Here is a 14660-nt window from a genome sequence, read left to right as displayed (position 1 = left end):
TGTACCTAATATTAGAGAAAGTATTCTTAAATAAGAAAAAATGGGCAGGTCTTGGGGATAAGCGGTAAATCAAGCTGTAGGCTTGGGTCTTGTAAAAAGTGTTGATAAATTATTTAATAAAGAAGGCGGTATGTGCTTTAAAGGCTATCATTTTATGTATATTGGCATGTTTTTTTTAACTAAAATAATTCTAGGATTTAAAAATGGCAGAAGGAGAAAAATTGATTCCGATTAACATTGAAGAGGAAATGAAATCTGCTTACATCGACTACTCGATGTCGGTCATTGTGTCACGTGCTTTACCTGATGTCAGGGACGGTCTAAAACCGGTTCACAGAAGGGTTCTTTACGGGATGTACGAACTAGGGGTTCGTTCCTCTAGCGCACACAAAAAATCTGCGCGTATCGTGGGTGAGGTTCTGGGTAAGTACCACCCTCACGGTGATACATCGGTATATGACTCTATGGTGCGTATGGCCCAGGAGTGGAGTTTGCGTTACATGCTCGTAGATGGGCAGGGTAACTTTGGATCGGTAGATGGCGATAGCCCTGCGGCAATGCGTTATACCGAGGCCAGAATGCGAAAAATAGCCGATGACATGTTGGCGGATATCGATAAGGATACCGTCGACCATCAGTTGAACTTTGATGATTCTTTACAAGAGCCTACAGTGCTTCCTACGCGAGTGCCCAATCTTTTGGTGAACGGTGCTTCGGGTATTGCCGTAGGTATGGCTACCAATATGCCTCCCCACAACCTTTCGGAAGTGGTAGATGGTACGGTGGCCTATATTGAAAACAACGATATAGAGGTCGATGAGATCATGACCCATATCAAGGCCCCCGATTTTCCTACCGGTGGTGTCATTTACGGTTATGATGGGGTAAAGGAAGCCTTTCATACCGGAAGGGGAAGGATCAAGATCAGGGCCAAGGCCATTGTTGAAGAGGTTCAGGGTAGGGAGTGTATTATCGTAACCGAAATACCTTACCAGATCAACAAGGCCGATATGATCAAGAAAACGGCCGATTTGATCAACGAAAAGAAAATCGATGGAATATCGAGTATCCGTGATGAGTCCGATAGAAACGGAATGCGTATCGTTTATATTTTAAAACGTGATGCTATTCCTAATATCGTACTTAATACATTGTACAAATACACGGCATTGCAATCTTCCTTCAGTGTCAACAATATTGCACTGGTAAACGGTAGGCCTAGGTTGCTGAACGTAAAGGAAATGATCCATTATTTCGTCGAGCACCGTCACGAAGTGGTGGTAAGGCGAACCAAGTTTGAACTTAAAAAAGCGGAAGATCGTGCCCACATCTTAGAGGGCTTGATCATTGCTTCCGATAATATCGATGAGGTAATTGCCATTATCAGGGCATCGTCCAATGCGGATGAAGCCAGGACCAACCTGATGGAACGCTTTAAGCTGACCGAAATACAGGCAAAGGCAATCGTTGAAATGAGACTCCGTCAGTTAACGGGTCTTGAGCAGGATAAATTACGCTCAGAATACGAAGAAATTCTTGAGACCATAGCGGACCTTAAGGATATCTTGGCCAGAAAAGAGCGAAGAATGGAAATCATCAAAGAAGAACTTCTTGAGATAAAGGACAAGTATGGTGATGAGCGTCGTTCCGAAATCAATTTGGCCGGAGGGGATTTGAGTATCGAAGATATGATTCCTGATGAGCAAGTGGTTATTACCATTTCGCATGCCGGATATATTAAGAGAACACCCGTTTCCGAATATAAAACACAAAATAGGGGCGGTGTTGGTCAAAAGGCTTCCTCTACGAGGAATGAGGATTTCTTGGAATACCTCTTCGTGGGAACCAATCACCAATACATGCTCTTCTTTACCCAGAAAGGAAAATGTTTCTGGATGCGTGTCTATGAAATTCCGGAAGGAAGCAGGACTTCAAAAGGTAGGGCTATACAGAACCTTATCAATATAGAACAAGATGATAACGTCAAGGCCTTTATTTGTACACAAGACCTTAAGGACGAAGAATACGTAAACAGTCATTATGTGATCATGGCCACCAAGAAAGGTGTGGTCAAGAAAACGAGCTTGGAGCAATACTCGCGCCCACGACAAAATGGTATTAATGCTATCGGTATTCGTGAAGACGATGAGTTGCTAGAAGCAAAATTGACTACGGGAACCAGTCAGATCTTCCTTGGTTTGAAATCAGGTAAAGCCATCCGTTTTGAAGAAAGCAAGACTCGCCCAATGGGTAGAAATGCTTCAGGGGTGCGTGGTATAACCTTGGCAGACGATAAAGACGAGGTTATCGGTATGGTATCCGTACACGATATGGAAGACAATATCTTGGTCGTTTCCGAGAACGGTTACGGAAAACGGTCGAATATTGATGATTACCGAATCACCAACAGAGGTGGTAAGGGGGTCAAGACCATTTCCATTACGGAAAAAACCGGAGGCCTTGTAGCTATAAAGAACGTTTCAGATTCAGATGACCTAATGATCATTAACAAGTCGGGTATAGCCATTCGTATGAGTGTTGAAGACCTACGTGTTATGGGTAGGGCTACCCAAGGGGTGCGTCTCATCAACCTGAAGGGCAATGATTCCATTGCCGCCGTGGCCAAAGTAATGAAGGATGAAGATGATCTTTCGGAAAGCGATGTCCTTGATATCGACGTAGATGCAGAAGAAGGTGGCACGGCTCTTGATAATGATGGAGGGGGAGAAACAACAGAAGAATAGATTTGAACTATAATTATAACGCTAATACTTAATTAAATTGAAAATGAAACGTAGATTTTTAATAGTTGCGAGCCTTTGTTTTTGCATGGCGGGATTCGCACAGAAGAACGAAATAAAAGCAGCCGAAAAGGCGATGAAGGCCGGCGATGCAGCATCTGCTAAAAGTGCCCTTGAAGCGGTTTCTGGATCTATCTCCGGAGCCGATGTAAAATTACAGGCCCAATACTACTTCGTAAGTGGTAAGGCTTATGCCGATTTGGCTAAAAAAGGTGATGGCAGTGCTTTTCAAAAAGCGGCCGATGCCTTTCAAAAAGTCTTGAAGATCGAGGAGGAAAGCGGAAAGAAAAAATATTCTGCCGAAACCCAGCAGCATATGTCGGCCTTGAGTGCCGATTTGGTCAACTCTGCGGTTGAGGATAACGGTAACAAGAAATTCAAGGAAGCTGCCGAGAAATTGTATACCAGCTATAAAATTAGCCCTAAGGATACCTCTTACCTTTATTATGCGGCCAGTAGCGCTGTAAACGGAGGTCACTACGAAGAGGCCTTGAAGTATTACAACGAGCTTCAGGAGATAGGATACGATGGTAGCGGTGTTGTCTACAAAGCTACAAATGTAGAGACCGGTCAGGAAGAGGAAATGGACAAGACCCAGAGAGACCTAATGGTAAAATCTGGAACTTACAAAGATCCCAAAGATGAAAAAACACCATCTAAAAAGGCTGAAATCGTTAAAAACACCGCTTTGATCTATACTCAGTTGGGTCAAGACGATAAAGCATTGGAAGCTTACAAAGTGGCAAGGGCCAACGATCCCAAAGATGTGAACTTGATCTTGAACGAGGCCAACCTATACTACAAGATGGGTGATAAGGACAGGTTTAAGGAATTGATGGCCGAAGCGGCAGCTGTGGCTCCCGATAATCCAGATTTGCACTACAACATAGGTGTAATCAACATGGAGCAAGGTAACTTGGAAGAAGCAAGGGCTTCGTACAAAAAGGCATTGGAAATCAATCCTGGTTATACCAACGCTCAATTGAACCTTTCTACAACCTATGTAAACGAGGGTAACGGTCTTATCGATGAGATGAACTCATTGGGTAACTCTAAGAAGGATATCGCTCGTTACGACGAATTGAAAGAGAAAAAAGATCAGCTTTTTAAAGAAGGAGCTAACATCTTGGAAGACGCTTTAAAAACTAATCCTGATAACCAAGGTATTTTGACCCAATTGAAAAATATCTATGGAGCTATGGGTGACAATGAAAACTTCATGAGAATCAAAAAGATTCTTGGCGAGTAATCGTTGAAGCGATACAATATCTAAAATCCCCCAAGGAATTTCCTTGGGGGATTTTTTGTTTACAAAGTTTTCTTGGGAATGGGGAGTGTGTCGATCTATGTAACGGGAAGGGGGGTGAAATAGGATTAGGTTCATTTTTATGGTCGATTCCTAAAATGGGGGAGAAGCAGGTATTTTAAGATAAAGGTTGTCTGTTAGACTTTTGTAATAACGACCTCTCGTTTTATGGAAAAGGTGTAATCCAGTAGATAGATCTTCATCAGTCGACCGATAGGGCTGTTGAAACTAGGAGGTGCAAAACCCCAAAGAGCGAAGAGGTTGTTCCTCTGAGGTAATTTCGCGCTAGAAAATCCGATTCTTTAGTATAGGAAAAGGCTAGATGATCTTTTTAATGACCCTTAGTTTGTGGGAGTAGCTACCGTTCTCCGCATTGAAAATTCCGGTGTGGTCGATACGGTCTATACGGACCTTTCCGTCTACGTGAATGATATAATTGTTTTCCATGATAATGCCTACATGGTAGATCTCGCCATCGGAATTGTCGAAAAACGCCAGATCGCCCGCTTCGGTTTCTTCGATAAAGCTTAGGGGGTTTCCTTGTTTGGCTTGCTGGTCGGCCTTTCGCAATAAGCGATAACCATTGATTTTATAGACCATTTGGGTAAACCCGGCCGCATCTATGCCGAAGGGGGTTTTTCCGCCCCAAAGATAAGGGGCGTTGAGGTAGAGCAAGGCGGTTTGTATGAGTTGGGTTTTGTCTTTTTGTTGACCGGTAGATTTACCGTCGAAGGTATGGGAGAGTACCGCACAATTGCCGGTAGACGAACCAAGGATGACCGGTAGCAGGACTGAGTTTTCGGTTTCTACAAAGGAGATCAGGTCGGAACTGTAGCCTACCTTGTCTGAAGATTCTATATGGTTATAGGTCTCTTCCGAGATCAAGGTCATCTGATGATTGCTCACCCATCCTTCAAATTTATCAAAGGCCACACGAATGCGGCTCCATGCTTTTCTTCGTTCTAAGACTTTGAAGTGTTCGCCATAGACCAATTGTGAAACCATTTCTGAGGTTTCATCGGCATTTGCGCGAACGGAGACTATACTTAGGGGACAAATTCCGTATTGCATAAGACTGGTTGGTTCGGGTATGGATTATCGTTCTACGATTATTGCAGAAGCGCCACCTCCGCCATTACATATTGCGGCAGCCCCTATTTTGGAATTGTTTTGTTCCAAGACGTTGAGAAGTGTAACGAGAATACGTGCTCCTGAACAGCCCAATGGATGCCCTAGGGATACCGCTCCGCCGTTTACGTTTACCTTGTCGTCCGTGAGTCCCAATAACTTCATATTGGCCAGTCCAACCACTGAAAAGGCTTCGTTGAACTCGAAAAAGTCGATATCGTTGATCGATATGCCCGCTTTGGCGATGGCCTTCGGAAGGGCCTTTGCCGGTGCGGTGGTAAACCATTTGGGTTCTTGTGCGGCATCGGCATAGCTTTTTATGGTTGCCAAGGGTGTGAGTCCGAGTTCTTTTGCCTTGTCAGCACTCATGAGTACCAAGGCGGCGGCGCCGTCGTTTATCGTGGAAGCGTTCGCGGCGGTTACCGTACCATCTTTGGAGAAGGCGGGGCGTAAGGCCGGAATTTTGTCCATTCTAACATTCTTGAACTCTTCGTCCTCGGAAATAATTATAGGTTCCCCACGGCGTTGCGGTACTTCAACGGGAGTCACCTCGTTGTTGAATTTTCCGTTTTTCCATGCGTTTGCCGATCGTTCGTACGATTGTATGGCAAATTTATCTTGGTCTTCCCTAGAGAATTGGTATTCGGTTGCACAGGCGTCTGCACAGACTCCCATGGCCTGTTGGTCGTATGCGTCGACAAGACCGTCTTTTTGCATTCCGTCCTCTAGGGTCGCGGGACCGAATTTTTGACCGTTTCTCATATGAACGTAATGAGGTATAAGGCTCATGTTTTCCATTCCTCCGGCAACGGCAATGGAAATATCGCCCAAGGCGATTGCCTGAGCGGCCAGCATGACCGATTTCATACCCGAGGCACAGACTTTGTTGATGGTAGTGCAGGGTACCGAATCAGGAATGTCCGCAAAGATAGCGGCCTGTCGGGCAGGTGCTTGGCCCGTGCCCGCTTGAACTACATTGCCCATAAAAACTTCTTCTACCGAATTGGGGGCAAGATTTATTTTGGCGAGTGCCGCCTTGATGGCCACGGCGCCCAACTTAGGGGCCGGAATGGTCGATAACCCCCCCATAAAGCTGCCAATTGGAGTTCTTGAGGCAGATACAATAACTACATCGTTCATAATTATACAAGAATTTCTGTTTCGCAAAACTAAGAAATTAATAGGCAACGTTTTTCGTTGTTGCCAGAAAAGCCTTCGGTAAGTTTATTATTTTCTATTTTTGACTCATATACTAAGCTCATGCGCAAATTTTTGGACAAACTTTTTAAGAACCAATCCCTCCTGTATAAGTACTTTCTGTATTTGGTTTCGGTGGCATGTATTGTTTTTTTCTTTCCTAAGGGAGGAAAGTTCAAGTATGAGTTTCAAAAAGGAAAGCCGTGGCAGTATGAAAATCTCTACGCACCTTTTGATTTTTCCATACAGAAAAGTGCCGAGGATATTGAAAAGGAGAAAAACGAACTGTTGAACAACCAAATCGATTATTACCGATTTGATGAAACGGTAGAAGACACCGTCTTGAAGGTGTACAATAAAAAGTTTACTTCCGTATTCAATGAAGAAAGATATAGTGCAAGTGCCCGTGAAGCCTTGTATTCGGCGGGGAAGGATATTTTAAGGCGCTTGTACAAAACCGGTGTTTTGGAAAAGTTGAACGGAAAGGTGGAAAAACAACGCCTTTACCTGGTAAAAAACAATGAAGCCGAAAGTGTACCGCTCAATAGTCTGGTCCGGATAAAGAATTTACGGCCCGTATTGAAAAGAATACTTCGAGAGAAGGACCTTTCCATGTACGAACAGGAATATCAAGGCCTTTTTCTTGATTTGGTAAGGCCCAATGTGACATATGATAAAAACCTCTCGGAGAAGGCCCTGAACGAAGCCTTGTCGAATATCTCGCACACGCGGGGTACCGTAGATGAGGGGAAACTCATAATAGCTCGGGGTGAAGTGGTAGAGGCCGAGAACCTGAACATCTTAAACTCCCTGAAGACCGAGTACGAGTCTGAGTTATGGACTTCCAATAATTACTATTTTATTTTATTCGGATATACCGTGCTTGTAGCCTTGGTGCTGATGATGCTGTTTCTGTTTTTAAAGAAGTACAGAAGGGAGAATTTTGATAACAATACCAAGGTTACCTTTATATTCTTCAATATTCTTTTTATGGTCTTGGTCACAACCATGGTGGTCAAATATAACGAGGCCTATGTATTCGTGGTTCCGATATGTATTTTGCCCCTGATTCTCAAAACCTTTTTCGATGCCCGTTTAGGACTGTTCGTTCATGTCTTGACGGTGCTTATACTCGGTTTTGTGGTGCCCAATAGCTTTGAGTACATTTTTTTACAGATCATTGTTGGTATTGTTACCATTTTAACGGTATCGGAACTTTATAAGAGGGCCAATCTTTTTATATCGGTCGGTCAGATTACCCTGATCTACGTGGTGGGGTATTTGGCGTTCCACATTATACACGAAGGTAATTTAGACAATATACAGTGGTTTACTTTAGGACTTTTCTTTTTAAATGGAATGATCACCCTTTTTGTACAGCCTTTGATCTATGTGTACGAAAAGGTGTTTGGGTTGGTTTCCGACGTTTCCCTATTAGAGTTGTCCGATACCAATTCGAAGTTGTTGAAAGAACTGTCGAACAAGGCGCCAGGTACGTTTCACCATTCTTTACAGGTAGCCAACCTAGCGGAAGCCGCAGCCAATGAAATTGGGGCGAATGCCATGTTGGTGAGGGTGGGGGCCCTCTACCATGATATAGGCAAAATGTTGCACCCTACCTATTTTACCGAAAACCAGATTACGAACGTGAATCCCCATGACGAACTTTCGCCCAAAGACAGTGGAAAAATTATAATCAACCATGTGATCGACGGTATTGAGTTGGCCAGGAAGAACAACTTGCCCGATCGGGTAATCGATTTTATCAGGTCTCACCACGGTACAACTTTGGTCTATTACTTTTTTAAGAAGCAACAAGAGCTAGAGGAAGACGTAGACGAATCTTTTTTCAGGTATCCTGGTCCTATACCCTTTTCAAAGGAAACGGCCATTCTGATGATGGCCGATTCGGTAGAGGCGGCATCAAAGAGTTTAAAAAACCCTACTTCGGGAATAATAGAAGAATTTGTAGATAAAATTATAGCGGGACAAATGGCCGCGGGACAATTTTTAAATGCCAATATCACCTTCAAGGAGATAGAAGCCATAAAAAAGATTTTTAAGCAGAAGTTGATCAATATTTATCACCTTCGAGTGGAATATCCTGAATAATAGGGTGGTATGACGGATTGAAAGTCCAGGTTTTTTTATTTTTGAAAGGAAGATAATGGTCGTGATAAAACTTCTTGAAAAAAATGTAAAAAATAGTTGCGATCTCGAATTCTAAGCGGTACATTTGCAACCGCAATTTTAGTCATGGAGACGTGCTAAAATAAGTTCTTTGAAGAAATTATTAGGAGAGGTGCCGGAGTGGTAACGGAGCAGATTGCTAATCTGTCGACGCGTAAGTGTCGCATGGGTTCGAGTCCCATTCTCTCCGCAATTTTCTTTGTAATAATAGATAACCGAATTATCGGGGTGTAGCGTAGCCCGGTTATCGCGCCTGCTTTGGGAGCAGGAGGTCGCAGGTTCGAATCCTGCCACCCCGACCAAGAAAATCCGATTACGAAAGTGATCGGATTTTTTGTTTTTAAAGGTGTAGTGCCAACGGCACTTAAACCGGAAAAAAAATATGGACAGGCGATAGCCTGTGTCGGATTGTCTTGAGCACCGACCCTCTTTCAGGTTCAGCGCAGCTAATCCTGCCGGCCCGACAAATAGGGTGTTAATTTTTTTAAAATACGCAAATAAATGAAAGCCGGAAAAATACACTTTTGCTGGTTTTTTTTGTGCCCGTTTGGCGGCAGATTCGAGTTCGATTGTCCATATCTAAGTTCTAAACCAAAATTAGTTTTTATTGCCGTTCCATTTTATAAAGCAATGTATTGTGGACGGCCCATTGCTTTGCAGTCAATATTACTGGTATTTTTTTGTTTAAAAGTATAATATCTCGTACAGGGTAGTAAAGAAGGATTAACTAAAAGGGTATTGCCAAACCTGCAATTTACTTGTTTAGTTGTGGTATGTGTTAACTAAAAAGGGAAGGACTATGGACTTTCTTAATAATTACATTTCAGGTTGATTTGTGCATGATTGACTTTAGTCGAACTAAAGTTGCCCTTTGCGTCGAAAAATACTTTATGTAGCAATAATGCTACAATTTTTCTGTTTTAACTATCTCTTTTATAATCGAGTTTACTTTAAATATTTTTGATGCTCAAGGCGCTATGCTTTTTCGTAAAAGTTAATTACTTCACCTTTAAGTTATCTATATTTAGACCTAACTAACGACGTAAATTTTTAAACAAGAGTCTATAAGTTTATTTTTTTTCTTTTAGATATTTGATTTTCAATTCAGTATGGTCAAGAGTTATAGATTTTTGGTGTATTTTTTTATGATGTTGGCCATCCTTATCGCGTGTACGAAGGAGGTTAATCTTGTAACTGAAGTAGAGTTCGATCTATTGGGGGACAATACGGAGGAAGGATATGTTAAAGAATCTCTTGCAACGGTATTAACTATATCTCCAGAGGAAATTTTGGAAGAAATTACCTATGGCTTTAAGTATACGGTAGAGGAAGGCGAAGGCTTTTTTGAGGATGATAACGGAGAACCCTTGGCACCGGGAGAAATGTATCTTTTTGAAGGGCTGTCCCAAAACCTGCATTATATAGGTTCTGAGGCCGGAGAGCATAAGGTTCTCTTTCAAGCAGAGGATTCATATGGTTTTGCCAAGGAACTTGAACTAGTATATACTCTTGAAAATGTGCCTGCAACATGGACGGCCACCGCTGCCGATGAGGAACTTCTTGTGGGAGACGAAACTACTATTACGGTTACCCTTGGTGATGAAGGGGCCGGGTATGCCTCATACGAACGTAATTATAAGATTACCGTTGGATCGGGGGAATGGACTAAGGAAGACGGTACGGGACTGGAAACTGACACCTTTGTTCAAATCGTTCCTGGCACTTACCAATATAATTTTATAGCACAAGAACTAGGCACGGTAGTTCTCACGTTTGATCTTCAGGATGGCAACGGACAGAAAATTACAACAGAGGTAGCGCTTGAAGTAGTGGAGGAACTCTCATCGGGAGAGAATAACATTCTAAGTTTCTCACTATCGGAACAGATTGGTACGGCTATAATCGATTCTGAAAACCACACAATATCTGTAACAGTTCCGGAAGGAAGCGAACGGAATATTGCACCATCGGTACTGACAGTGTCGGAGGGAGCTACAGTCTCACCAGGAGCTGAAGAGCAGCAAGATTTCATGAACCAGGTGGTCTATACGGTTACGGCAGAGAACGGTGATGAAAAAGAGTGGACAGTAACGGTAATGGAGCAAGCTATTGCTATTGAAATAACTTCGTTTAGTATTAATGGAGTAGAAGGGAGTATAACGGACACGGAAATCCTCCTAGAATTGCCATCTGGTACAGATGTTACGGCATTGATTCCTACGATAGGGATTGTTGGTGAATCGGTGAACCCAATGTCCGGAGTGGAACAGGATTTTAGCAATCCAATTACATATACGGTCATGGAAGGTAGTATGACTAAAGCGTATACGGTTACGGTCACTACGGTTGCCAACCAACCACCTACGGCCAGTGATGTTACGGTTAACGTTATTACAAATTCCGCTAACAACAGTATAGACATGGAACCCCATATTGGCGATCCAGAAAACGACAACCTTACCGTAGGTATAGGAAGTGGCCCTACAAACGGCAATGCGACCATCTCCGGGACGATTATCAATTATACCCCGAACAATGGTTTTTCCGGTGGGGATGAAATCATCTACACGGTCAATGACGGGAACAACCCTACAGAAAGCGGAACGCTAAGCGTACAGGTCAATGGGGTTGCGAACGAACCGCCTACGGCCAACGATTTTACGTTTACGGTAGATGCCAACTCCAGTAATAACGCTATTGAACTGTCCGGTGAAATCAATGATCCGGAAAACGACAACCTTACCGTAGGTATAGGAAGTGGCCCTACAAACGGCAATGCGACCATCTCTGGGACGATTATCAGTTATACCCCGAACAATGGTTTTTCCGGCGAGGATGAAATCACCTATACGGTCAATGACGGAAACAACCCTGCAGTAAGCGGAACGCTAAGCGTACAGGTCAATGGGGTTGCGAACGAACCGCCTACGGCCAACGATTTTACGTTTACGGTAGATGCCAACTCCAGTAATAACGCTATTGAACTGTCCGGTGAAATCAATGATCCGGAAAACGACAACCTTACCGTAGGTATAGGAAGTGGCCCTACAAACGGCAATGCGACCATCTCCGGGACGATTATCAGTTATACCCCGAACAATGGTTTTTCCGGTGGGGATGAAATCATCTACACGGTCAATGACGGGAACAACCCTGCAGAAAGCGGAACGCTAAGCGTACAGGTCAATGGGGTTGCGAACGAACCGCCTACGGCCAACGATTTTACGTTTACGGTAGATGCCAACTCCAGTAATAACGCTATTGAACTGTCCGGTGAAATCAATGATCCGGAAAACGACAACCTTACCGTAGGTATAGGAAGTGGCCCTACAAACGGCAATGCGACCATCTCCGGGACGATTATCAGTTATACCCCGAACAATGGTTTTTCCGGTGGGGATGAAATCATCTACACGGTCAATGATGGGAACAACCCTGCAGTAAGCGGAACGCTAAGCATACAGGTCAATGGGGTTGCGAACGAACCGCCTACGGCCAACGATTTTACGTTTACGGTAGATGCCAACTCCAGCAATAACGCTATTGAACTATCCGGTGAAATCAATGATCCGGAAAATGACAATCTTACCGTGGCCATAGGAAGCGGCCCTTTTAATGGCAGTGCAACCATCTCCGGGACGATTATCAGCTATACCCCGAACAATGGTTTTTCAGGTAATGATGGTATCACCTACACGGTCAATGATGGAAACAACCCTGCAGTGAGTGGAACACTAACGGTAGAGGTAAATGGAGTGCCAAACGAACCGCCTACGGCCAACGATTTTACGTTTACAGTAGCTGGTAACTCCAGCAATAACGCTATTGAACTGTCCGGTGAAATCAATGATCCGGAAAACGACAATCTTACCGTAGGTATAGGAAGCGGCCCTACAAACGGCAATGCGACCATCTCCGGGACGATTATCAGTTATACCCCGAACAATGGTTTTTCCGGCGAGGATGAAATCACCTATACGGTCAATGACGGAAACAACCCTGCAGTAAGCGGAACCCTAACGGTCACCGTTACGAATATTGCTCCGGAAGCGGTAGCTTCGGGCCCTAGTAGTGCTGCGCCTAATTCTGTGGTATTATTTACGGGCAGTGGCTCTTCAGACCCTAACGGAGACACTTTAACCTATTTATGGGATTTTGGTGATGGCAATACTTCAAGTCAAATGAATCCATCCCATACCTATACAAGTTCAGGGGATTATAATGTAGAACTAACGGTTAACGATGGTAATGGGGGAAGTGATTCAGTGATAATTAGCATAACAATAGAAACCCCAACGACATTTGATCCTCTAACGGGTAGGTATACTGCCCCAGCAGGTACTTCAATTAATGTGAATCTTGAATCGTATGGTACAGGCAAAGGTGGTGCCACATTAAGTGCACATACAGGCAGTAATCAGACGGGAACCTCTCTTCTTACTTTACAAACTTCATGGAACGAATCATCTAGTTCAACATTTTTTGATGATGACAATGGTAGTTTTATAATGCCTTCTAGCGGAGAGGTTTATTTTTATGGAAGACATACTTCTATTATTCCTATAGCGGATAGCTTTGTTGCTATAAATGATGGATCATCAACGAAATCACATAATTTGAGCAATACTCCAATACAGTAGTATGTATTTTTTTTAGAATAAAAACAGCAAAACTATAAAGTACTTCCCTTTTGAAAATAGGATTTTAGACGGATTTTTCATGAGTGGTTTGATACTGAAAACTAGTGCAATGCTAGCGCCAGCGGACTCCATTAACAACAACGAGAGAGTCATCCCAATGCTCACCAGCTTGAAAATAGGCATCCATATGATTCAGGCCGACAATTTTATCAAAACCGATTATATTTTCTACTTGTGCCAGTACAGAGCATTCTCCAATAAGTAGGACAGCTTTAATACAAATCTCGGTTAATTTGTGCTACTTTTTTAAACATGTCTATCGGTCTATGACAAGCTATGGATTCATGTCTTTTTTCCTTGTTGTAATGTTCAAAATACTCCGTTAGGAGTAGGAACGGTACCAGTCCATCACTTTGGTGGGTTCAGATATATCTTAATATTGCCTCTTCCTTTTGGAGGTATGCCTTCCGGGCAATACGGCCCGCAGGCCCATAACATGGTAATATAGCCGCTTTATTCTGTTCTTGCTTACTTTGTATCCCTTTGTCATGGGTAAGTCATACATGGATCTATAATAGTATGACCAATGAGATTTAAAGCATTATTATATACCCTACCTTATCTTTATGGGACAGCAACAGCAGATAACCATCTGGCTATCAAATGAATTTCACTCTACTTAAATAATTAACAAGTTTAACAAGGTTGAAACAAAGTGGTTTTTAATAAAAAACCACCTATTTAGGTGCTTTCCGTATTTCTTTGGACCATGCCAAAAACCAACATTAAAATTGTCTCATACTTTTCCCCCATCTTATCTCTTAAAATACGGAAAGCTTTCGTTATTTGGTTCTCGACAGTTTTCTTAGAAAGGTTCAGGCATTGAGATATCTCAATATTGGTAAGTCCTTCTTTTTTACTCATTAGAAAAATTTGTTTACATTTTGGGGGCAACTCTTGAATTGCAGCGAAAAGGACATTCAATACCTTTTGTTCCTGGACCTCGTCTTTTTCTTCAACAGCAAGTTCTAAAGCTGTCAAGTATTTTTTCTCTAAAGCCATAACGGCTTTACCTTTTCGATATTCATCAATGAATTTATTATGAACAGATTTATACAGGTAACTATCCAAAGAAAGTTCATGGTTTAGTTTTTTCCGTTTTTCCCAAATCTGGACAAATACATTTTGCACTATATCTTCTGCCAGCAAATCATCACGCATAAGACTGTTGGCATAAGCACATAATCGGTTGTGGTAGTTCTCTACCAGGTAAACATATGCCTCTTCGTTCCCTTTTTTTAAACCCTCAATCAATAATGATTGATCATTAAAATGTCTTTTCATATGGTGGTTTGGTTGTTGTTGGTCTATGGATTATAACAAATATTAAAAAAAAAT

Annotated in this window: 8 protein-coding genes and 2 tRNA genes; 7 read left to right on the top strand and 3 right to left on the bottom strand. The window is 42.7% G+C overall.

Going from position 1 to position 14660, the window contains the following annotated elements; genetic code table 11:
- Positions 1–203 precede the first annotated feature (203 nt).
- Positions 204–2744: a DNA gyrase subunit A gene (gene gyrA, locus ZOBGAL_RS02155; protein ID WP_013991851.1), complete on the top strand. Its 2541-nt coding sequence runs from the start codon at positions 204–206 to the stop codon at positions 2742–2744.
- 43 nt (positions 2745–2787) lie between these two features.
- Entirely contained in the window at positions 2788–4050 is a 1263-nt protein-coding gene (locus ZOBGAL_RS02150) for a tetratricopeptide repeat protein (protein WP_013991850.1), read from the top strand.
- A gap of 375 nt (positions 4051–4425) precedes the next feature.
- Here the strand turns inward: ZOBGAL_RS02150 and ZOBGAL_RS02145 are convergent, their stop codons facing one another.
- Both ZOBGAL_RS02145 and ZOBGAL_RS02140 read right to left on the bottom strand, forming a co-directional pair.
- On the bottom strand, positions 4426–5178 hold the full coding sequence (locus tag ZOBGAL_RS02145; RefSeq protein WP_013991849.1) for a C40 family peptidase: 753 nt from the start codon (positions 5176–5178) through the stop codon (positions 4426–4428).
- A 24-nt stretch (positions 5179–5202) separates the two neighbouring features.
- Complete coding sequence (locus ZOBGAL_RS02140) at positions 5203–6375, bottom strand: acetyl-CoA C-acyltransferase (RefSeq protein ID WP_013991848.1); 1173 nt, start codon at positions 6373–6375, stop codon at positions 5203–5205.
- A 120-nt stretch (positions 6376–6495) separates the two neighbouring features.
- Between ZOBGAL_RS02140 and ZOBGAL_RS02135 the strand changes: the two genes are divergently transcribed.
- The 5 genes from ZOBGAL_RS02135 (at position 6496) to ZOBGAL_RS23490 (ending at position 13527) form a co-directional block, all read left to right on the top strand.
- On the top strand, positions 6496–8544 hold the full coding sequence (locus ZOBGAL_RS02135; protein ID WP_013991847.1) for an HD family phosphohydrolase: 2049 nt from the start codon (positions 6496–6498) through the stop codon (positions 8542–8544).
- Positions 8545–8728: 184 nt separating this feature from the next.
- Positions 8729–8812, top strand: a tRNA-Ser gene (locus tag ZOBGAL_RS02130).
- A gap of 34 nt (positions 8813–8846) precedes the next feature.
- Positions 8847–8924: transfer RNA gene (locus ZOBGAL_RS02125), tRNA-Pro, on the top strand.
- A gap of 807 nt (positions 8925–9731) precedes the next feature.
- The gene (locus ZOBGAL_RS02120) at positions 9732–13262 is read left to right on the top strand and encodes an Ig-like domain-containing protein (protein WP_013991846.1); all 3531 of its coding nucleotides are present in this window, start codon (positions 9732–9734) and stop codon (positions 13260–13262) included.
- A 109-nt stretch (positions 13263–13371) separates the two neighbouring features.
- Positions 13372–13527, top strand: coding sequence for a hypothetical protein (locus tag ZOBGAL_RS23490; protein WP_158499710.1), 156 nt, complete (start codon positions 13372–13374; stop codon positions 13525–13527).
- Between the two features lie 476 nt (positions 13528–14003).
- On the opposite strand, the gene ZOBGAL_RS02110 is transcribed toward ZOBGAL_RS23490, so the two are convergent.
- Positions 14004–14606 (bottom strand): RNA polymerase sigma factor, encoded by a 603-nt coding sequence (locus tag ZOBGAL_RS02110; protein WP_013991845.1) that lies wholly within the window; start codon positions 14604–14606, stop codon positions 14004–14006.
- Positions 14607–14660 lie beyond the last annotated feature (54 nt).

The organism is Zobellia galactanivorans (genome assembly GCF_000973105.1).
GTDB lineage: Bacteria > Bacteroidota > Bacteroidia > Flavobacteriales > Flavobacteriaceae > Zobellia > Zobellia galactanivorans.
Note: the sequence above shows the minus strand (reverse complement) of the source record. Positions and strands in the feature narration are given on the sequence as shown.